Origin of the sequence: Pseudonocardia sp. CA-107938 (assembly GCF_050936315.1) — a bacterium.
Lineage (GTDB): Bacteria > Actinomycetota > Actinomycetes > Mycobacteriales > Pseudonocardiaceae > Pseudonocardia.
In genome coordinates this window covers 4,972,382-4,992,037 of sequence record NZ_JBNJNA010000001.1, presented here as the reverse complement: position 1 = coordinate 4,992,037, position 19,656 = coordinate 4,972,382, and the positions used below count along the sequence as shown (strand labels likewise).

18 protein-coding genes are annotated in these 19,656 nt (G+C 72.5%); 9 read left to right on the top strand and 9 right to left on the bottom strand.

What is annotated here, in order from left to right; all coding sequences use genetic code 11:
• Positions 1 to 28 precede the first annotated feature (28 nt).
• Entirely contained in the window at positions 29 to 778 is a 750-nt protein-coding gene (locus tag ACQEVB_RS24700) for an IclR family transcriptional regulator (RefSeq protein WP_432975499.1), read from the top strand.
• 1 nt (position 779) lies between these two features.
• On the opposite strand, the gene ACQEVB_RS24695 is transcribed toward ACQEVB_RS24700, so the two are convergent.
• Positions 780 to 1,433, bottom strand: coding sequence for a nitroreductase family protein (locus tag ACQEVB_RS24695; protein ID WP_432975496.1), 654 nt, complete (start codon positions 1,431 to 1,433; stop codon positions 780 to 782).
• Positions 1,430 to 2,299, bottom strand: a complete 870-nt coding sequence (locus ACQEVB_RS24690; RefSeq protein WP_432975493.1) for an alpha/beta fold hydrolase — start codon at positions 2,297 to 2,299, stop codon at positions 1,430 to 1,432. The genes ACQEVB_RS24695 and ACQEVB_RS24690 overlap by 4 nt, the downstream gene beginning before the upstream one ends.
• Positions 2,300 to 2,515: 216 nt before the next feature.
• On the opposite strand from ACQEVB_RS24690, the gene ACQEVB_RS24685 reads away from it, so the two are divergent.
• Entirely contained in the window at positions 2,516 to 2,857 is a 342-nt protein-coding gene (locus ACQEVB_RS24685; RefSeq protein ID WP_432975490.1) for an SDR family oxidoreductase, read from the top strand.
• A 37-nt stretch (positions 2,858 to 2,894) separates the two neighbouring features.
• A complete protein-coding gene (locus ACQEVB_RS24680; protein ID WP_432975487.1) occupies positions 2,895 to 3,626 on the top strand; it encodes a metallophosphoesterase family protein in 732 nt (243 codons plus the stop codon).
• A 12-nt stretch (positions 3,627 to 3,638) separates the two neighbouring features.
• Here ACQEVB_RS24680 and ACQEVB_RS24675 read toward each other — a convergent pair whose 3' ends face one another.
• Positions 3,639 to 4,064: a hypothetical protein gene (locus ACQEVB_RS24675; RefSeq protein WP_432975484.1), complete on the bottom strand. Its 426-nt coding sequence runs from the start codon at positions 4,062 to 4,064 to the stop codon at positions 3,639 to 3,641.
• Complete coding sequence (locus ACQEVB_RS24670) at positions 4,061 to 4,459, bottom strand: nitroreductase/quinone reductase family protein (protein WP_432975481.1); 399 nt, start codon at positions 4,457 to 4,459, stop codon at positions 4,061 to 4,063. The genes ACQEVB_RS24675 and ACQEVB_RS24670 overlap by 4 nt, the downstream gene beginning before the upstream one ends.
• 110 nt (positions 4,460 to 4,569) lie before the next feature.
• Between ACQEVB_RS24670 and ACQEVB_RS24665 the strand changes: the two genes are divergently transcribed.
• Complete coding sequence (locus tag ACQEVB_RS24665) at positions 4,570 to 5,163, top strand: TetR/AcrR family transcriptional regulator C-terminal ligand-binding domain-containing protein (RefSeq protein WP_432975478.1); 594 nt, start codon at positions 4,570 to 4,572, stop codon at positions 5,161 to 5,163.
• 156 nt (positions 5,164 to 5,319) lie between these two features.
• Here ACQEVB_RS24665 and ACQEVB_RS24660 read toward each other — a convergent pair whose 3' ends face one another.
• On the bottom strand, positions 5,320 to 8,085 hold the full coding sequence (locus tag ACQEVB_RS24660) for a M16 family metallopeptidase (RefSeq protein WP_432975475.1): 2,766 nt from the start codon (positions 8,083 to 8,085) through the stop codon (positions 5,320 to 5,322).
• A 216-nt stretch (positions 8,086 to 8,301) separates the two neighbouring features.
• Here ACQEVB_RS24660 and ACQEVB_RS24655 point away from each other — a divergent pair, with 216 nt between their 5' ends.
• Genes ACQEVB_RS24655 through ACQEVB_RS24640 form a run of 4 tightly spaced genes read left to right on the top strand, consistent with a single transcriptional unit; the run spans position 8,302 to position 12,037 of the window.
• Positions 8,302 to 8,991 carry a FadR/GntR family transcriptional regulator gene (locus ACQEVB_RS24655; protein ID WP_432975472.1) on the top strand — a complete coding sequence of 230 codons (690 nt, stop codon included), beginning with the start codon at positions 8,302 to 8,304 and terminating at the stop codon, positions 8,989 to 8,991.
• Between the two features lie 9 nt (positions 8,992 to 9,000).
• Complete coding sequence (locus ACQEVB_RS24650; RefSeq protein ID WP_432975469.1) at positions 9,001 to 9,864, top strand: NAD(P)-dependent oxidoreductase; 864 nt, start codon at positions 9,001 to 9,003, stop codon at positions 9,862 to 9,864.
• Positions 9,861 to 10,622 (top strand): SDR family NAD(P)-dependent oxidoreductase, encoded by a 762-nt coding sequence (locus ACQEVB_RS24645; protein ID WP_432975466.1) that lies wholly within the window; start codon positions 9,861 to 9,863, stop codon positions 10,620 to 10,622. Before ACQEVB_RS24650 ends, ACQEVB_RS24645 begins: the two co-directional genes overlap by 4 nt.
• Positions 10,619 to 12,037, top strand: a complete 1,419-nt coding sequence (locus ACQEVB_RS24640) for a four-carbon acid sugar kinase family protein (RefSeq protein WP_432975463.1) — start codon at positions 10,619 to 10,621, stop codon at positions 12,035 to 12,037. Before ACQEVB_RS24645 ends, ACQEVB_RS24640 begins: the two co-directional genes overlap by 4 nt.
• A 146-nt stretch (positions 12,038 to 12,183) precedes the next feature.
• Here ACQEVB_RS24640 and ACQEVB_RS24635 read toward each other — a convergent pair whose 3' ends face one another.
• Genes ACQEVB_RS24635 through ACQEVB_RS24620 form a run of 4 tightly spaced genes read right to left on the bottom strand, consistent with a single transcriptional unit; the run spans position 12,184 to position 18,074 of the window.
• Complete coding sequence (locus ACQEVB_RS24635; RefSeq protein WP_432975460.1) at positions 12,184 to 14,979, bottom strand: glycoside hydrolase family 78 protein; 2,796 nt, start codon at positions 14,977 to 14,979, stop codon at positions 12,184 to 12,186.
• A gap of 8 nt (positions 14,980 to 14,987) precedes the next feature.
• Entirely contained in the window at positions 14,988 to 15,815 is an 828-nt protein-coding gene (locus ACQEVB_RS24630) for a carbohydrate ABC transporter permease (protein WP_432975457.1), read from the bottom strand.
• Positions 15,812 to 16,741 carry a carbohydrate ABC transporter permease gene (locus ACQEVB_RS24625; protein ID WP_432975454.1) on the bottom strand — a complete coding sequence of 310 codons (930 nt, stop codon included), beginning with the start codon at positions 16,739 to 16,741 and terminating at the stop codon, positions 15,812 to 15,814. The genes ACQEVB_RS24630 and ACQEVB_RS24625 overlap by 4 nt, the downstream gene beginning before the upstream one ends.
• Positions 16,742 to 16,748: 7 nt before the next feature.
• The gene (locus ACQEVB_RS24620) at positions 16,749 to 18,074 is read right to left on the bottom strand and encodes an ABC transporter substrate-binding protein (RefSeq protein ID WP_432975451.1); all 1,326 of its coding nucleotides are present in this window, start codon (positions 18,072 to 18,074) and stop codon (positions 16,749 to 16,751) included.
• Positions 18,075 to 18,327: 253 nt separating this feature from the next.
• On the opposite strand from ACQEVB_RS24620, the gene ACQEVB_RS24615 reads away from it, so the two are divergent.
• Positions 18,328 to 19,566: an MFS transporter gene (locus tag ACQEVB_RS24615; protein WP_432975448.1), complete on the top strand. Its 1,239-nt coding sequence runs from the start codon at positions 18,328 to 18,330 to the stop codon at positions 19,564 to 19,566.
• The last annotated feature ends 90 nt before the right edge of the window (positions 19,567 to 19,656 follow it).

Sequence of the window (19,656 nt, the reverse complement as noted above, 5' to 3'; positions counted from 1 at the left end):
CAGTGGCAACCCGATCTACGGTCGTGTGGTGGCGGGACGGACGAACAACCCGGGCCAGACGGTGTCGCGACGCCTGCTGGCCGTCCTGGACTGCTTCGACGTGGCCCATCCGGCGCTCTCCCTCACCGAGGTCGCCCGCCGCAGCGGGCTGCCCGTCTCGACCGCTCGCCGGCTGATCACCGAGCTGCGCGACTGGGGCGGGCTCGAACGGCTCGGCGACGGCCGCTACCGCATCGGCATCCGCCTGTGGACGATCGGCGCGCTGGCCCCGCAGCAGCGCGGCCTCCGTGCCGCCGCCCTCCCCTACATGCACGACCTGTTCCAGGCCACCCAGGAGAACATCCAGCTCACGGTGCTCGACGGGACCGAGGCGCTGTGCATCGAGAAGATCTCCAGCACGCGGGCGGTCCCGACGCTGACCCAGATCGGTGGCCGTCTCCCCCTGCACGCCACCGGCGTCGGCAAGACCATCCTCGCGTTCTCCGGCAAGGAGCTGCTCGCCGACGTCGCCGCTGCCGGTCTCGCCCGGATGACCCCGAACACGATCACGCAACCGGGCCGGCTCGCCGCCGCGCTCGCCGAGGTCCGTGCCACGGGCGTCGCGTACTCGTACGAGGAGATGACCCTCGGGGCGGTCTCGGTGGCGGCGCCGATCCTGCGGCTCGACGGCTCGGTCCGGGCGGCGCTCGGCATCGTCGCGCACTCCCGGTCGGCCGTCGACCGGCTCGCCCCGGCCGTGCGGACGGCGGCGCTGGGGATCGCCCGGTCCGTGGGTTAGCTCACCACTCGTCCCAGTGCAGCACCGAGTCCACGGGCGCGCGGTGCGCCGGCCGGAAGCCGGTGCCGATCGTGTGGGCCACCGGGATCAGGGCGGCCTGCATGACCTCCTCGTACGGGATCCCGAGCAGCTGCGCCACCTCCTCCTCGACGGCCATGTTGCCGGTCGTCCAGACCGTGCCCAGGCCGTGCAGGCGCGCGGCCAGCATGAAGCTCCACGCGGCGGGCAGGACCGAACCCCAGTGCCCGGCCTGCCGCGCGGCGGGCAGCCCGTCGGTGCGCCCCTCGATGCACGGCACGACCAGCGCCGGGACGCGGTGGAGGTTGTCGTGGAGGTGGCGCAGTCCACTCCACACCCGCTCCATCGACCCCGGCTTGGCGTAGGCGCGCCGCTGGTCCGCTGCCGACATCGGGTCGTCACCCTGCCCGAGCCCCCGGCGCCAGAGATCGGCCAGCGCGGCGCGCCGCTGCGGATCGGTCACCACCACGAAGCTCCAGCCCTGGCTGTTGCGGCCGCTCGGTGCCTGAAGGGCGAGTTCGACGCAGCGCCGCAGCAGCGCCGGATCGACCGGACGGTCGAGATCGAGACGGTGTCGGACCGAGCGGGTCGTGGTGAGCAGTTCCGTCGCCGTCAGGTCCAGTTCGGGGCCGGTCATGAGCGGAAGGCCGCCAGCGCCGCCAGCACCTCGACGGGCGCCTCCTCCGGCACGTAGTGCCCGCCGGGCACCGCGTGCCCCTGCACCATGGCGGGATCGGCGTGGTGCGCCTTCCAGATCCCCACCACATCCACGTCGGCGAGCCCGCCGCCGGCTCCCCACAGCACGAGCAGCGGGCTGCGGACCCGCGCGCCCGCGGTGTGGTCGGCCTCGTCCAGGGCGAGGTCGGAGGTGAACCCGGCCCGGTAGTCCTCCAGGGTCGCCTGCAGGTGCGCCGGGTCGGAGAACGCGTCGACGTAGTGCCGGAAGGTCACCTCGTCGATCGCCCCCGACTCCACCTTCGACCCCATGAAGTGGCGCAGGTACGGCTCGACGTTCCCGGCGAGCAGGAGCTCCGGCAGACCCGGCTGCAGGTGGAAGAACCAGTGCCACATCCCGGCCGCCGACCCGCGGTCGAACGCTCCCATGACGACGCGGGTCGGCAGGATGTCGAGCAGCACGAGGGCGCTGACCCGGTCCGGGTGGTCCAACGCCAGCCGGTGCGCCACCCGGGCGCCCCGATCGTGCCCGACCACGACGGCGGACTCCCGACCGAAGCGGGTCACCAGTGCGGCGACGTCACCCGCGGCCGCCCGCTTGGAGTAGCCGGTGCTGGCCAGCCCCGAGTCACCGTAGCCGCGCAGGTCGGGCACCACGACGGTGTACCGCTCGGTCAACGGCTCCACGACCTTCCGCCAGCACCGCCCCGTCTGCGGCCAGCCGTGCACCAGCACCATCAGCTCGTCCCCTGCGCCGGCGGTCCGGTAGGCGATCTCGACGTCGTCCAGGCCCATGGTGCGCACCCGGTCCCACTCCATCTCGCTCATCCCGTCGATGCTCGACGGCGGAGTGCGCACGGCCCAGCGCCGCCTGCCACTCAGTGGCACGGCGCGACGAAGGCCACCCTCCGGGCCGCGGGTGGCTCGTCGCGTCATTCCGACCAGGTCATCGCCGCCACGAACCGGTCGACGGCCGCAGGGCCGCCGTCCATCCGGAGATCGCCACGCCGGCGCGCGAGTCGATCCCCAACGTCGCGCCCGCTGGTGGCGGGATCCGTCGACCCCAGCGACCGAGGTGCAGCAGCACCGGATCGAGGTCGCGACCCCACCGAGGTCGCGCGGGCGCAGGACGCCCGCCTGGCCGTCGAGCTGGGACCGTCGATCCGCGTCAACGCCGTGGCGCCGACCTTCATGGACACGCCGTTCTGGCGCGATCTCGGTCGTGAACAGTTCGAGCAGATCCGAGCCGGCTTCGTGCAGCAGGTGCCGCTCCGCAGGCTCGCGACCATCGAGGAGGTCGCGTCCGCCTACCTGTACCTGATGTCCGCGACGTTCGTGACGGGGCAGGTGCTCGCGGTCGACGGCGGCGTCGCTGCCGCGATCTGAGGACGACGCAGGCCGTGAACCGGCCTAGATTCCGGTCATGCTGGTAGCCGTCTTCGCCGACGCCCATGCACACGGAGACGCGCTCGACGCGGTGCTCGCCGCGGCCGACGCCTGCGGGGCAGCGCAGATCTGGTCGCTGGGCGACACGCTCGGCGGCGGCCCCGACCCGCGGCGAACGATCACCGCGACACGCGAACGGTGCACGGTCACGCTCGCCGGCAACCACGACTACGGCGTCACCGGCTCGGTCGACCCGTCCCGGCTCGGCCCCGTCGCCGGCCGGTCGAACGAGCTCGCGCGCCAGCAGCTGAGCAGCGACGACATGGCCTGGCTGCGCTCACGCAGACCGGCCGCCCGGCGCGACGGTGTCCAGGCCTGGCACGCCAGCCCGCGCAACCCGGTGTGGGAGTTCGTCGGCCCCCGCAACGCCGGCGCCTGCCTCGCCGCCCAGAAGGCACCCCTCGGGCTCGTGGGACACACCCACGTGCCCGACGCCTGGCAGGCGACGCCCGGCGGCGGAGCCCGTCGGGTCAGCGTCGAGACCGGCGTCGCCCTCGACATCTCCGACGGCAAGTGGCTCCTCAACCCCGGCGCGGTCGGCGCGCCCCGCCCGTCACAGCAGCGCAGGTGGAACGGGCTCGATGCGCAGGCCGCCGAGGGGGCACCGTGGCTGCTGCTCGACCTCGACGCGTCGACGGCGACGTGGCACAGTGCCCCGTTCGACCCGGCCCCTGCCCGCCACCGCGCCCGGCGACTCGGCCTGATCTGAGCGGACCCCGGCTCAAGTGCCGGTCAACGAGTTCGTGACCTCCCGGGCGGCGGCGGTGAAGATCGAGAGCACCCCGACCTCGTGCAGCTCGGCCACCTGCCGCCGTCCGCGCCATCGGGTGATGACGACGTCGGGGACGACGAGGATCTTGTCCGCGTCGCGAGCACTCGCGAGCGGCGAGCACGTCGCCCGCCACACGACGTCGGCGGCGGTGACATCGACGTTCGCCGCCACCCGCCGGACCTCGGCACGCACGTCGGGGAAGACCTCCCGCACCTCCTTCCAGCGGGCCAGGAACGCGCTCGCGTCGAGGACGACGCCGGATCGGAGCTCCTCGTAGCGGAACGTCGGATGGAGGAGCACCCCCGCGGCGGCACCGCCCGGTCGTTCGTACCCCTCGGCGGCAAGACGCAGGAGCGACTCGTCCGACGCGGTCACGACCCCTCCGAATCAGGGCCGTCGGTGTCCAGATCGACGGCGATCGACGTCAGGTCCGTGCCCAGCGCACGCACCAGCAGGCCGTTGACGTAGGGCAGGGTCCGCAGTCGGGCCCGCGGGTCATCGTCGGGCATCAGGACGGCCGTGCCGGTGTACCAGTGCCCGCCAACCATGACCCGCACCCGCGGACGGGCCGCGATGTTCCGCACGTACTGGGATGCGCCACCGTGGTCGCTGACCATCCAGAACCGGCCGTCGATGATGCGCCCGCCGACCGGCGTGCGCCGCGCCTTCCCGCTGCGTCGACCGACCGTCTCCAGCAGGCAGAGGCCCGGGATCCGCCCGGCCAGTGGCCGAACCAGCGGGTTGGCGATGCGGCGGTGGAACCAGCTCACGCGTCGCTGCTTACGAGGGTCTGCCGCCATCGGTTCCTCACTTGACGAGACTCGAGTTACCGACAACGAGGCTTGACGAGACCAGCAGTCTTGTCAAGTAGGGTCGGCAGATGGATCGGAGGCGCGAGTCGCGTGCCCACACCGGGCGCAGCCGCAACGAGCTGGCGCGCCGCGCCATCCTCGACGCAGCCGCCGACCTGCTGGCGTCCGCCGAGCTCGCCGACGTCACGATCGGGCGGATCGCCGACGCCGCCGGGGTGGGTCGCCAGACGATCTACCGGTGGTGGCCGTCGAAGGGTGCGGTGCTCGCGGAGGCGATGGCCGAGCGGGCGGACGCCGCCGTGGACATCCGCCCGACCGGCGACCTCGTCGTCGACCTGGAGCGCTTCATCACCGCGACGTTCGCCGCGGTCGACGACCCCGCGGTCGGCCGAACGCTCCGGTCGATCCTCGGCCAGGCCATGGTCGACCCGCCGGCCGCCGAGCTGCTGGCGGACTTCACGGCACGACGGCGGGCCCAGCTGCGAGCACTCCTCCATGCGGCGCGGCGGACCGACGAACCCGGGCCCGCCGTCGATCCCGATCTCCTCGCCGATCAGATCTACGGCGTGCTCTGGTACCGGCTGGTCGTCCTCCGGGCCCCGGTCGACGCCGACCTCGCCCGCCGCCTCCATCGCGCCCTCGTGCGCCAACTCGGAGGTTGACCGAGGCGCTGCTCAGGGACGCCTGAAGTACCGGTTCTCGTCCGGCCGGAACATGAGGACGATGGCGACCGCCGTGGCCACCGCCTCCCCGAGCACCAGCACCAGCACCAGCACGTCCGTGGCACTGCCGACGGCACGGACCGCTGGCCGGGCGTCTCACCCGGCCAGCGGCAGGCCGTCCGCGTCGAGGTGGGTGACGGGCCCCAGCCCCAGCCCGGCGAGCTGGGCGTCGATCCGGGCCCGGTCACCGACCACGACGACCTTCATCTCGTCGGGCCGCAGGTGCGCCCTGGCCGCGGCCTGCACAGCGTCCGCATCGATGGCGGCGATCGCGGCCGGCAACTTCTGGAAGTGGTCCGGCGGCAGGTCGTAGACGAACAGGTCGGCCAGCACGCCCGTCCGCCCGTCGCGGGAGGCGAACTGCGCGGGCAAGGCACGAAGGGTCAGCTCCTTGGCCTTCGTCAGCTCCTCCACGGTGACGGGCGCGTCCCGGATCGCCGCCACCTCGTCGAGCATCTCGCGGATCGCCGGGCCGGTCGCCTCGGTCTGCACACTCGCGCCGAGCCTGGTCAGCGCGACGCCGCGACCGGCGCCGATGCTGGAGTCGGCACCGTAGGCGTAGCCGTGGCGCTCCCGCAGGTTCCGGTACAACCTCCCCGAACCACCGCCCAGCACCTCGTTCATCGTTTCCAGCGTCGGCAGGCTGGGGTCACTCCGCGTGGTCCCGGGCTGGGCGAGGATCACCGTCGACTGCCCGGCGCCCGGCTTGTCGACGACGAACACCCGCTCCGGCGCCGGGACCGGCGGCCCGGCCACCGGCGGCTGACCACCCGCACCGGACCACGTCCCGAAGTGCTCGGTGGCGAGCGTCCGCGCCTTCTCCTCGGTCAGGTCACCGGCCAGGATCAACGCGCTGTTGCCCGGCGAGAACGCCCGCTCGTGGTACCGCCGGAGATCCTCCTGGGTGAACGACGGCAGCGCCTTGCGCTGGTCGGCCGACGTCCGGCCGTCGGGGTGCTGGGGTCCGTAGAGCTCACGGTCCACGACGGTCGCGGCAACCGCATCCGCATCGTCCCGCTGCTGATCGAGTGCGACCAGCTGCTGCTCGCGCAGCCGGTCGATCTCCTCCTGCGGGAACGCCGGAGCGCGCACGACGTCTGCCATCAGCGCCATCGCCTCGCCGATCCGGGGCGTCAGCGCCGCGACACCGACCGCGCTGCGCTCGCTGTCCGCCGACGAGGTGAGCGAAGCGCCGAGGGCCTCCTCCTGACGGGCGATGGACAGCTCGTCGCGGGTCGTCGTGCCCTTGGTCAGCATGTCGGCCGCGAAGGCGGCGAGCCCGGCCTTGTCCGCCGGCTCGGCCGAACTGCCCCACCGGGTCACCAGCCGCGCGGAGGCGAGCGGCAGGTCATGGTCTTCGACGAGGTAGACCGGCAGGCCGTTGTCCAGCACGAAGCGCTGCGCAGCGGGCAGTACCGGCGCGGCCGCCGGGCCCGGCTCCGGCACCGCGTTGCGCCACGGCTCGGCCGAGACCACCGGCTCGGTGACCGGTGCCGGACCGGCCGCGGGCGCCGGCGGGTCCGGTGGCAGCACCTTCTCCCCCGGCACGGTCTGCACCACCACGCGCTTGTCCTTGGTCAGCTGCTCGGCGACGAAGCGCTGCACCGCCCCGCGGTCGACGTCGACGTAGCGCTGCCGGTCCTTGGCGAGGTATCCGGGATCGCCGACGTACTGGTTGTAGTGGTTGAGCCGGTCCGCGACGCCGGCCGGGTCCTCCAGAGCGAAGACCTGGCCGGCCTCCAACCCGGTCCGCACCGCGTTCAGCTCCACGTCGGTCGGGCCGTCAGCGGCCAGCGCGTCCAGCTCCCGCTGGATGGCCGCCTCGAGCTCCTCGACGGTGTGCCCCGGGGCGGCGACGGCCGAGATGGTGAACCTCGACCCGTACGCCCGTGACTCCTGCCCGGCCGAGACGTGCTGCGCGATGCGGGTCCGCTGCACCAGTGCGTCGTAGAGCCGGCTCGTCCGTCCACCGCCCAGCGCCGCAGCGGCCACGCCGGCCTCGGCATCGCCCGGCGCGTAGGCCGGCGGGGTCACCCAGCCCATGGTCACCGCCGGCAGCTCGACCTGGTCCGTCACGGTCAACCGCTGTTCCTGGGTGTGCCGAGGCACCTCGACCTGCGGCTTCGGCACGTCGGCGCCGCGGGGGATGCTGCCGAAGTACTTCTCGATCATCGCCTTGGTCGCAGTGACGTCGATGTCGCCGACAATGGCCAGGCTGGCGTTGTTCGGCACGTAGTACTTCGTGAAGAAGTCCCGTACATCGGTCAGGGTCGCGGCCTGGATGTCGGCGTGCGAACCGATGATGCTCGCGTGGTAGGGGTGCCCGGCGGGGAACAGCAGCTGGGTCATCGCCTCGTCGGACAGCGCGTACGGCGGCGTCTCACGGTTCTGGCGGCGCTCGTTGCGCACCGCGCTCTGCTCGTTCGTCAGGCGCTCCTGGTCGAGCTTGTCGAGCAGGAAGCCCATGCGGTCGCTCTCCATCCACAACGCCCGTTCCAGCGCGTTGGGCGGGACCGTCTCGAAGTAGTTGGTGCGGTCGTAGGCAGTCGTCGCGTTGATGTCGGTCCCGCCGACGGGCTCCAGCAACGCGTCCCACGAGTCCCGGGGCGTGTGCCCGGAGCCCCGGAACATCATGTGCTCGAACAGGTGCGCGAACCCCGTGCGGCCGGGGGCCTCGTTGGCCGGCCCCACGTGGTACCAGAGGTTGACCGCCGCGGTCGGGATCGCGGGGTCCCTGCGGAGGATCACCTCCAGGCCGTTGGCCAGCGTGTACTTCTCGAACTTCAGGTCGACGCCGGCCGAAGGCCTGTCCGGGGCCGGCGCCGAGCACGCTGCGACCACGATCGTCAGCAACGCCGTCACCAGCAGCGCGATCCTCGATCTCCGCCGATCCGTTCTGGGCAACACTGTTCTCCGCCTTCTGCTGGTTCCGGGAGTCGCGGGTGGGGGAACCGAGCGTGCGGAACGGGGGTGTCACCGGAATCTCCGCGCCGTCTCACCGGCAGCTCGGCCCGAAAGGTTGAACCAATCGCCAACCCGGCCTAGATTGGTCGAACCAATCGGGCAAGGGGGTCGGCGATGGACCTGTCGTACCTGGTCCGCCGCCTCGCGGACCAGGCGGTGCCCGAGCCGGGCACGGGTCGGCTGCGGCTGCCCACCGAGCGCGACCTCGGGGCGAGCCTCGAGGTCAGCCGCGGGTCGCTGCGGGAGCAGCTCTCGATGCTGGAGATGCTGGGCTTCCTCGACCGGACCCAGGGACGCGGCTCCTACCTGCAAGTTCCTGACGCCGGTTTCCTGCGGCTCTACTTCGACCTCTCCCACCAGCTCGGCCAGCTGAGCCAGGAGCAGTTCGGGGCGGCCCGGGAGATGCTGGAGATCTCCGTGGCAGAAGCCGCCGCGGACCGCGTCACCGACGACGACGTGGCCGAGCTCCGCGGTCTCGTCGAGGAGATGGTGCGCGCGGCCGACGCCGGGGACCAGGAGCACGCGCTGGAGGCCGACCTGGCGTTCCATCGCCGCCTGTTCACCGTCGTGGACAACCCGATCTTCACGCTGCTGCGGGACGGCCTCGCGCACGTCCTGCGCGGCGCGGTCGTCGATCGCAGGCGGCTCGCGGCGGAACGCGAACCGCTCGACGACGGTGCGCCGCGGCCGTCGGACGCCGTGCACTTCGAGGTGGTCGACGCGCTCGCCGCCCGCGACGGCGCCGCCGCCGGCGCCGCGATGCGCCGCCACTTCGTCGTCTGGCGCGCAGCGACCCATTCCTAGGAGGAGCTCTTGTCGACCGTCACGTTCGTGGGGATCGGGGCCATCGGCCTGCCGATGGCCCGCAGGCTGGTGGACGCAGGTCACGACGTGACCGGCGTCGACAAGCTGCCCGCCGCGCTCGAACGCGCGGCCGCCGCGGGTGTGCCTGCCGTCGACGCCTTCGCTGCGGCGCCGCGCGCGGACTTCGTGGTCGTCATGGTGGCGACGCCCGACCACCTCGACGCCCTCGTCACCGAGGCGCTCGCCGAGGACGTCAGTGGCCGGTGCTGGATCGTGATGAGCACGGTCGGACCGGAGTCGGTGCGGGCGCAGGCCGCGCGGCTGACCGCGGGCGGGGCGTCGGTGCTCGACGTGCCGGTGACCGGTGGCGTCGCACGGGCGAGGACCGGTGAGCTCACGCTGTTCGCCTCCGGCCCTGCAGCGGACCTCGCCGCGGCCCGCCCGGTGCTCGACGCCCTCGGCGTGGTGCGCGAGGTCGGCGGCGAGGTCGGCGAAGGGCAGGCGATCAAGGTCGTCAACCAGCACCTGTGCGCCGTCCACATCGTGGCCGCAGCCGAGGCGCTGGCGCTGGCCGGCCGGCTCGGCCTCGACCAGGCACAGGTCCTCTCGCTGGTCGAGCAGGGAGCCGCCGGCTCGTTCATGCTGTCCGACCGCGGCCCGCGCATGCTGGCCGGCACCGACGTCGACGTCGCCAGCGCGATCTCGATCTTCGTGAAGGACAGCGGACTCGTGGCCGACGCCGCGGGTGCGGTGGGCGCCCGGACCCCGCTGCTCGACGTGGCACGCGACCGCTACCTCCAGGCGGCCGACGCCGGCCTGGCCGCGCGCGACGACTCGCGCGTGATCGAGACGTACGAGGAGGGGACGGCATGACCGGGAGCGGACGCACCGCCGTGCTGACCGGCGCGGCCTCGCCGCGCGGCATCGGCCGCGCCACGGCCGACCGCCTGGCCCGCGAGGGGTGGGCGATCGCGGTGCTGGACATCGACGGCGACGAGGCACGGTCGGCGGCTGCGGGGATCGGCGCGGCCCGCGGCGTCCCCGCGCTCGGCCTCGGCGTGGACGTCTCCGACCAGGACGCCGTCGACGCGGCGATCGCCGAGGTGGAGGCCGGCCTGCCGCCGATCGCCGGGCTGGCCAACCTCGCCGGGATCGCCTCGCCCGTCCCGTTCATGGACGAGACGGTGGAGGGCTGGGACCGGGTCTTCGCGATCAACGTGCGCGGCACGTTCGTCGTCACCCAGCGGGTGATGCGCGGGATGATCGAGCGGAAGCGCGGCCGCGTCGTCAGCGTCTCGTCGGTGTCGGCGCAGCGCGGCGGCGGCACGTACTCGAAGGTCGCCTACAGCGCGTCGAAGGCCGCGATCATCGGATTCACCCGCGCGCTGGCCCGCGAGGTGGGCGAGCACGGCATCACGGTCAACGCCGTGGCGCCCGGACCCGTCGACACCGACATCATGGGCGGCACGCTCACCGACGAGCGCAAGGCCGCGATGTCGGCCGACACGCTGCTGGGGCGGGTGGGCACGCCTGACGAGGTCGCAGCGCTGATCGCCTTCCTGCTGAGCGACGACGCCGGCTGGATCACCGCGGCCACCTACGACATCAACGGCGGTCTCCAGATCTCATGAACGAGTCCGAGCTGCTCGCGAGCTACCCGCCCGAGGTCGAGATCCCTGCGGGCGAGGTGGCGGCATCCGTCGCGGCGTCGGGCCGCACCCTCGTGGTGCTCGACGACGACCCGACCGGCACCCAGTCCGTCTCCGAACTGCCGGTGCTCACCCGGTGGGCGCGTGCGGACTTCGAGTGGGCCTTCGCTCAGCACGCCCCCGCGGTGTACGTGCTCACCAACACGCGCAGCCTCGGCCCCGCCGAGGCGCAGGCGCGCAACCGCGAGGTCGTGCGGAACGCACTGTCGGCAGCGGGTGGCGCGGCACTGGCGTTCGTCAGCCGCAGCGACTCCACGCTGCGCGGCCACTTCCCGCTCGAACCCGAGGTGATCGCCGACGAGCTGGCGCAGGCCTCCGGCGCGCGCACCGACGCCGTCGTGATCGTGCCCGCGTTCCCGGACGCCGGGCGCGTCACGATCGGCGGCACCCACTACATGCGGGACGGCGCCGGCGGGCTCGTCCCCGTGGCCGAGACCGAGTTCGCGCGGGACGCGACGTTCGGCTTCACGCGGTCGCGGCTGGCCGAGTACGTGGAGGAGAAGTCCGGCGGCCGGTACCCGGCGCGGGACGTGATCGTCCTCGACCTGCACGTGATCCGCGGCGGGGCGGGCGCGATCGCCGACGCCCTGGACGGGGCCACCGGCGGCGTGCCGGCCGTGGCGGACGTCGTCACCGAGAACGACCTGCGCGCGCTCGCGCTCGGGCTCGCGGAGGCGGAGCGGCGGGGCAAGAACCTGCTCTACCGGGTGGGCCCGCCGTTCGTCAGGGGCCGGATCGGGCAGGAGGTGCGCGCACCGCTCACCGCCGCGGAGGCGTTCGGCGGGCGGCCGCCGGCCGACGGCGGTGGCCTGGTCGTCATCGGTTCCCACGTCGGGCTCACCACCCGCCAGTTCGACGTGCTCCGCGCCGAGCACCCGCGCGCCCGCGTCGTGGAGCTGCGGGTCGACGACCTCCTGTGCGGGACGGGCGACTCGCTCGACCCCGTGGTCGCCGACGTCATCGCGGGTCTCGAACAGGGTGACGTCGTGCTGCACACCAGCCGCACGCTCGTGACGGGCGACTCGCCCGACGAGAGCCTGGGCATCGCGCGCACCGTGTCGGCCGCGCTCGTCGCGGTGGTGCGACGGACACTCGACCGGCACCCGCCCCGATTCGTCGTCGCGAAGGGCGGCATCACCTCCTCCGACGTGGCGAGCGAGGGGCTGCAGATCCGCCACGCGATCGTCCGGGGGCCGATGCTGCCGGGGATCGTCTCTCTCTGGGAACCGGTCGGCGGGCCCGCCGCGGGCATCCCCTACGTGGTCTTCCCCGGCAACGTGGGCGACGACCGCTCACTGCTCGACGTCGTGCGCGTCCTGACGTCCGTCCGGGCGTGACGTCGACCCACTTCGGGTCCAAGCAGGCGCTCCTCGAGCGGACCGGCCTCGGCCGCCTTCTGCAGCTGATCGACGGTTACCTCGGAGCCGCTCAGCCCGCACGCGCCAGCCGTCGACGGGCCCGACCCGGCACGACCACCGCACTCCTACCCCGCTCGGCCCCTGCTGACCGTCTCCATCGCGGCGCGGACGTCCTCGCGGATCTCCGCCGGCACGCGGGCGAGCGCGTGGCCGAGCGAGAGGTGCGGCAGCCACCGGGTCTGGTCGAGGAACTCCCGCACCGTCGACGCGTCCCGGACGCGGAAGGCGTGCAGGACCGCGTCGAACGCCTCCTGGTCGTCGATCACGTCGGCGAGCGGTGTGTCGAGGGTGACCGGCCCCGGTGCGTCGCCGGCGGGCGGTGCCGGGATCTCCCACCGGTGGGTGCCCGAGCCGACGGAGACCGGCTCACCCCCGGGCAGGCGCACCGTCGCCGTGGTGTTCGCGGGCACCACGGCGTCGACGACGATGGTGTCGCCGCGCCGCTCCCAGCCCGCCGACGCCCGCCCGTACGGCGTCTCGTGCGCGGTGCGCGCCCACGCGAGGCCGGGCAGCGGTTGCGGCGCGATGTCGAGCTCCCGGTAGCCCGGCGCGGCCGGCGCCAGGCCCCCGACCACGCGGTGCATCCAGTCGGCGATGGCCCCGAAGGCGTAGTGGTTGAAGGAGGTCATCTGGCCCGGGTTCACGGTGCCGTCCGGGAGCATGCTGTCCCACCGCTCCCAGACCGTCGTGGCGCCCATCGTCACCGGGTAGAGCCATGACGGGCACTCGGTCTGCAGCAGCATCCGGGCGGCCGCGTCCAGGTGCCCGGTGGCGGTGAGCGCGTCCTGCACGATCGGGGTGCCGACGAAGCCGGTGGCGACGCGGTAGCCGGCGACGCGCACGAGCTCGGCCAGGCGCTCCCCCATCGCGCGGCGCTCGTCCGGCTCGGTCACGATGCCGTACACCAGCGCCATCGCGTAGGCGGTCTGGGTGTCGGACATGATCCGCCCGGCCGGCGTGACGTACTCGCGGACGAACGTGACCCGCACGTCCTCGGCGAGCTTGCGGTAGTGCGCCGCGTCGTCCTCGCGGCCGAGCAGCGCGGCGGCGCGGGCGAGCAGGTCGGTGGAGCGGAACAGGTGCGCGCTCGCCACTAGGTCACGGTCGGTGGTGGCGTCGCCGGGCCGCTCCGGCGGGGCGGCGGGATCGAGCCAGTCGCCGAACTGGAACCGGCCCTCCCACAGCAGCCGCGGCCCGGCCAGCGCGAGCAGCACCTCCACCCAGTCGCGCATGCTGTCGTACTGCGCGGCGACGACGCCCAGGTCGCCGAACCGCTCGTGCAGCACGTGCGGGATCACGGTGGCCGCGTCGCCCCACGCGGCCGCCGGGACGGCCGCGTTGCCCAGGACGTTCGGGACGACGAAGGGCACGACGCCGCCCTGCGCGCGCTGCTCCAGCCCGAGGTCGGTGAGCCACGAGGCGAGGAAGCCATCGCAGTCGAACAGGTAGGTGGCGGTCGGCGAGAAGACCTGGATGTCGCCGGTCCAGCCGAGCCGCTCGTCGCGTTGCGGGCAGTCGGTGGGCACGTGCAGGAAGTTGCCCCGCATCCCCCAGACCACGTTCTCGTGCAGCCTGTTCACCAGCTCGGACGAGCTCTCGAACCACCCCGTCCGGCGCAGGTCGGAGTGCACCACGACGGCGACGACGTCGGCGGGATCCAGCTCGCCGGGCCAGCCGTCGACCTGCACGTAGCGGAAGCCGTGGAACGTCGAGCGCGGCTCCCACGTCTCCGGTCCCCCACCGGCGAGCGTGATGCGGTCGGTCGCCTCGGCCCGGCGCAACGGTCGGGTGCACAGCTCGCCGTGCTCCAGCACCTCGGCGTGGCGCAGCACGATCTGCCGGCCGCGCTCGCCGCTGACGGTGACCCGCAGCCAGCCGACGAGGTTCTGCCCGAAGTCGAGGACGGTGGCACCGCTCGGGGTGGTCAGGACCTCGCGGACCGGCACCTCCTCGGTGCGGCGGGCGCCCGGCGCGGTGCGCGCCTGGGGCACCACCGCCGTCTCGTCCACCCGCACCGGCGCCCAGCCGGAGTCGTCGAAGCCCGGTGCGGACCAGCCGGGCAGCGCGCGCCGCGCGTCGTACGACTCGCCCGCGTAGATGCCGCCCGCCGTGATCGGCCCGTCCCCGGTGGCGCGCCAGTCCGGCCCGCTCGCCACGGTGCTGGAACGACCGTCGGCGTACTCGATCACCAGCTGGACGGCGACGGCGGGCTGCGTCCCGTAGTGCCGACGCTGCGCCGCCCGGAAGCCGAACTGCTCGCAGAACCAGCCGCCCGAGAGCCACACGCCCACGGCGTTCTCGCCCTCGACCACCAGCGCCGTGACGTCCGTCGTCTCGTGCACCAGCCGCTGCTCGTACGGCGTCCAGCCGGGCTTGAGCACCTCGTCGTCGACCTCGCGGCCGTTGACCTCGACCTGGTACACGCCGTGGGCGGTGGCGTACAGGGTGGCCCGGCGGACCGGGCCGTCGACCGTGAACCCGGCCCGCACGAGCGCAGGTTGCGCGTCCACGGCCGGGTCGGCGAGGCCGACGAGCTGCGCTGTCCAGCCCCCGTCCGGGAGGAACCCGGCGACGATCTCGTGCGGCTCGCTCCATGTCGACGTCTCACCGTCCGCGCCCGTGACCCGGACCCGGACGGTGTGCACGCTGCCGGCCGCGATGGGGTCGAAGGGCCAGTCGACCAGCACGGAGTCGCGCCCCTCCAGCCGCACGACGTGCCGGCCGTCCAGCTCCACGTCGGCACCGGCCTGGAGCCAACCAGGGGTGTCGGACTCGGTCACCCAGGAGAGCCGGGGCCGCGCGGTGGCGACGGTGGTCCGATCGGTGGCGTACTCGGCAGTGATCCGTACGACGGACGGCACGACGTCCCCTAACCCTTGATGGCGCCGGCGGTCATCCCGGCGACGATCTGCCGGTTGAAGAACAGGTACATGACCAGCGGCGGGATGGTGATGAGCAGGATGTTCGTGAACAGCAGGTTGTACTGCGTCTCGTACTGGCTCTGGAAGTTGTAGAGGGTGAGCTGCACCGTGGCGTTCTGCTCGCCGGGCAGGAAGTAGAGCGGGTGCGTGAAGTCGTTGAACACCACCACCGACTGGACGACGATCACGGTGACGGCCACCGGCCGCAGCAGCGGGAAGACCACCCGGAAGAACAGCCGCAGCGGCCCGGCCCCGTCGATGATCGCGGCCTCGTCCAGCTCCCGCGGCACGGTGGCGACGAACGCCCGGAACAGCAGGATCGAGAACGACAGCCCGTACGCGACCTCCACGAGGATCAGCCCCGGCATCGTCCGGAAGAGCCCCAGTCCCTGCAGCACCCAGATCGTGGGCACGACAGCGGGCGGGATGATCAGCCCGGAGAGCACGAGGAAGTTGATGAACCCCGTCCAGCGGGTGCGCCGGCGCTGCAGCACGAACCCCACCATCGCCGCGAGGATCACCATGATCGCCACGCTGGAGACCGTGAGGATCGTGCTGTTGATGAACGCGATGATGAGGATGTAGTTGCGGGCTTCGAGTGCCTGCCGCAGGTTGTCGAGGAACGCGATCTGGGTGGGCCAGCTGAACTCCAGGAACCCGGCTTCCTGCTGCGTCTTCATCGCGGTGAGCAGGATGAACGCGAACGGGACGATGAACACGACGGCGAACGCGACGATCGCCGCCGTGCCGAGCCAGTAGCGGGACGCGGTCCTCACAGGTCCACCTCCTTGCGGTTCAGGAACCGCGAGAGCGGCACGACGATCGCGGTGACGACGAGGAACAGCAGGACGTTCCCGGCGGTGGACAGGCCGTAGAAGCCCGCCTGGTACTGCTTGTAGATCACCGAGGCGATCACGTCGGAGGTGAAGCCGGGGCCGCCGCGGGTCATCGCCCAGATCAGGTCGAACGACCGCAGGCCGCCGATCAGCGACAGGATGACGACCGTGACCGTCGCCGGGCGGGCCAGCGGCAGCACGATGTTGCGGAACTGCTGCCAGGGTCCCGCGCCGTCGACCCGCGCGGCCTCGAAGTACTCCTGCGGGATGGAGACGATCCCGGCCATGTAGATGACGGTCGCGAGGCCCACCCCCTTCCACACGTCGACCAGCGCCACCGACAGCAGCGCCAGCGACGGGTCGGTCAGCCAACCCGGTCCCGTGATGCCGACGGCGGCGAGCACCTCGTTGATCGGGCCGCCGAAGGGATCCATGAGGACCTGGAAGGTGATCCCGACACCGATCGTGCTGACCAGCACCGGGAAGAACACCACCGAGCGCAGGAAGCCGCGGGCGATGATCTGCGAGGTCAGGAGCACGCCGAGCAGCAACCCGAGCACGACCTTGAGCCCCGACGTGACGACGCCGTAGATGAGCGTGTTGACCATGCCGGTGACCAGCGCCGGCTCCCGGAAGAACTGGACGAAGTTGTCCAGCCCGATGAACTGGACGTCGAACAGGCTCCAGCGGGTGAGGCTGAAGTAGAACGACGCGAAGGTCGGCACCAGGAAGAAGATCGTGTAGAGGATCGCGGCCGGCAGGTAGAACCAGTTCGGGTACGCGTTGCGGGGGCGCCGCCCCGCCGACGGGACGGCCGTCCGGCGAGGGACGGCCGCACCCGTCGAGGCGGTGGTCGTGACGGTCATGCCGCCGTCAGCCCCAACCCGGCAGCCCGAGCTGCAGGGCCTGCTTGTGGACGTCCTGGTCGTAGAGGGCGGCGCCGTCGGCGGCCGGACGGATGCCGGAGCCGACCTCGACGGTGATCTGCTCCAGGGCCGGCCCCTTGATCGGGGACAGGAACTCCAGCGCGGGGCTGTACTTCCCGCCGTCGATGTAGGTCTGGAAGTCGGTCGTGGCCGGCAGCACGTCGGCGGGCAGCTTGCAGCCCTCGACGGCGTACGGCCCGGTCGGCGTGGCACCCGCGGACTGCGCGTCGCACCCGGCCGGGCTCGCCAGGAACGCCTCGAACTTCTTCGCCGCGTCCAGCTTCGCGCCCGTGGTGGTCTTCGGGATGTAGACCCCGCTGGGAGACCAGACCGTCAGCCCGTTCTTGGCGGCGTCGTCACCAGGGATCGGGAAGATCCCGATGTCCTTGGCCCCCTCCGGGGAGGCGACGGTGAGCGTCGCGATGCCGCCGCTGAGCATCGGGTACTGCGCGCCCTTGCCGGCGCCCAGCTTGCGCATCCCCTCCTCCATCTTGGCGGTGGGGAAGTCGGCGTTGTAGTAGCCGAGGTCGTGCAGCTGCTGCAGGTGCTGCCAGCCCTTCAGCGCGGCCGGTGAGGTGGCGAACTTGGCCTGCCCGGCCGTGTAGCGCTGGGCGAAGTCCGGCTCGGCCGCAGCGACGTTGTGGAAGTCGCCGAGCACGAACAGCTGCGAGGTGTACGTGTCGCCGTAGGTCTGGATGACCGGGTCGATGCCGGCGGCCTTGATGGCCGCGCTGTTCGCCACGAACGCGTCCCACGTGCGCGGGACCTGCAGGCCCAGCTGGGCGTAGACCTTCTTGTTGTAGAGGATCGCGCCGGTCAGCTGCGGCCCGAACGGGGCCCCGTACACCTGGTTCCCCGCGGTGACGACCCGCTTGTAGTTCTCCTCGAGTGCGCCGACCCACGGCTGGTCGCCGAGCGGCACCAGGTTCTTGTCCGGCCCGATGGCCTGGAACAGCGACCCGGAGTTGTAGAGGAACAGGTCGGTCATGTCGCCGGTCGCCAGCCGCGTCTTGATGATGTTGTCGCCCTCGGAGCCGCTCGGCCGGGACTCGACGGTCACGGTGATGCCCGGGTTCTGCGCCATGAACGCCTTGGCGACGCTCTCTGCCGCCTTGATCGTGCTCTGGTTGTTGGTGACGCTGAAGGTCAGCGCGGTGCCGCCGCCGCCCCCGCTCGAACCGAGGCTGCCGGCGCTGCACCCCGCGAGGGCCAGTGCCGCACCGGCCGCGAGCGCGATCATCCGGAGGGGACGGCGCAGGGATGTCTTCCTCATCGAGACCCCTTTGTCATGACGAGCGATTTAAACGTTTCAGATTGCGAGGGACCATAGGGGTTGCAGGTGATGCGCGTCAAGGACAACTTGCTGAGCAGCTCGCCGGGACGATCAACGATGAAAGGTTTCACCCGCAGGGCAGCCAGGCTGTCCGTCGACGAGCTGCACAGCTCCGTGTCGAATCCGGTCGCCCCCGTTCGTAGCGGTGGTGAGGCCCCGCACCGGGATCCCACCAGCAGGCGAAGGAGCAACCATGACGACGCTGATCCGCCCCCGGCAGCTGTTCGCCGTCATGTCGGCGCAGTCCGTGTCGACGTACGCGAACCAGGTGATCGCGCTCGTCGTGCCCTGGCTGATCCTCACCCGCACCGGCGACGCCGCGAGCGCGGGCACGGTCGCCTTCGCCATGGGGATCGCCGCGCTGGCGGGCACCCTGACCGGCGGCGTCGTGACCGACCGGATCGGCGGTCGCCGCGTCTCGATGCTCGCCGACGGGCTGAGCCTCCTCACCGCGCTCGCGCTCGCGGCCGCGCTGTGGTTCGGCTGGTTCTCGCTGTGGTTCGTCGCCGTCACGCAGGTGCTGGGGGTGTTCTTCGACGGACCCGGCGGCATCGCCAAGTCCAGCACGGTGCCGAGAGCTGCCGAGGACGCGGACGTGCCCATCAGCCGGGCCATGGGGCTCACCCAGACGTTGCAGGGCGTCGCGACGTTCGTCGGGCCGATCACCGCCGGCCTGCTGATCGCGGTGTGGGGTGAGGCCGCCACGCTGCTGGTCACCACCGTGCTGTTCCTCGCCGCCATCGCGCTCGTCTCCCGGGTGCGCACACCGGAACCGACGCACGACCAGCCGATGACGCCCGGCCAGGTGCTCCGCGACCTGCGCGCGGCCGTGCAGTTCCTGCGGAACGAGCCGTTCCTGGGCCGGATGCAGCTGGTCGGGCCGTTGATGGGGGCGGTCATCGTGCCGATCTCGGCGCTGGTGGTGCCGGCCTGGTTCGTCTTCGGCCAGCAGGACTCCCGCGCACTGGGGATCTTCCTCGGTGCGGGCGCGGTCGGTGGTGTGGTCGGCGGCGTCGCCTTCGCGGCCTGGTCGGCGCGGCTGCCCCAGCGGACCTGGCTGGTCGGCGCCACGACGCTCTACGCCGTCGTGATGGCGGGGCTCTTCCTCACCAGCCCCGGCTCGTTGCCGGCCATCGGTCTGAGCTTCGCCGCCGGCGGCGTGCTCAGCGTGATGTTCGCCGTGCCGTTCACGGCCTTCTACAGCCGCACCCCGCAGGAACTGCTCGGCCGCGTCGGCAGCCTCGGCGCCGCCCAGGGCTCGCTGATGGGCGCGGTGGCGTCGCTCGGGTTCGGCTGGCTGCTGCACACCGCCTCCGCGCCGAACGCGCTGCTCGTGTGCGCGGCCGTCATGGGCGCCATCGCGCTCGCCCTCGCCGCGATGCCGTTCATGCGGCTCCTCGACGCCCCCACCGCCGAGCCGGTCGCGGCCTGAGGGACGAGTAGCCCGCTACGCGTGTCCCGACGACGTCGGGTCCCGAGCATCGGGGGGAACGCGCCGGCCCCGGCGCCGACCCTTGCGGAG

Bases quoted from the DNA above. Each gene is read 5' to 3' on its own strand.
- ACQEVB_RS24695 (WP_432975496.1), bottom strand. From the start codon at position 1,433: ATGACCGGCCCCGAACTGGACCTGACGGCGACGGAACTGCTCACCACG.
- ACQEVB_RS24690 (WP_432975493.1), bottom strand. From the start codon at position 2,299: ATGAGCGAGATGGAGTGGGACCGGGTGCGCACCATGGGCCTGGACGAC.
- ACQEVB_RS24680 (WP_432975487.1), top strand. From the start codon at position 2,895: ATGCTGGTAGCCGTCTTCGCCGACGCCCATGCACACGGAGACGCGCTC.
- ACQEVB_RS24665 (WP_432975478.1), top strand. From the start codon at position 4,570: ATGGATCGGAGGCGCGAGTCGCGTGCCCACACCGGGCGCAGCCGCAAC.
- ACQEVB_RS24655 (WP_432975472.1), top strand. From the start codon at position 8,302: ATGGACCTGTCGTACCTGGTCCGCCGCCTCGCGGACCAGGCGGTGCCC.
- ACQEVB_RS24645 (WP_432975466.1), top strand. From the start codon at position 9,861: ATGACCGGGAGCGGACGCACCGCCGTGCTGACCGGCGCGGCCTCGCCG.
- ACQEVB_RS24640 (WP_432975463.1), top strand. From the start codon at position 10,619: ATGAACGAGTCCGAGCTGCTCGCGAGCTACCCGCCCGAGGTCGAGATC.
- ACQEVB_RS24625 (WP_432975454.1), bottom strand. From the start codon at position 16,741: ATGACCGTCACGACCACCGCCTCGACGGGTGCGGCCGTCCCTCGCCGG.
- ACQEVB_RS24620 (WP_432975451.1), bottom strand. From the start codon at position 18,074: ATGAGGAAGACATCCCTGCGCCGTCCCCTCCGGATGATCGCGCTCGCG.
- ACQEVB_RS24615 (WP_432975448.1), top strand. From the start codon at position 18,328: ATGACGACGCTGATCCGCCCCCGGCAGCTGTTCGCCGTCATGTCGGCG.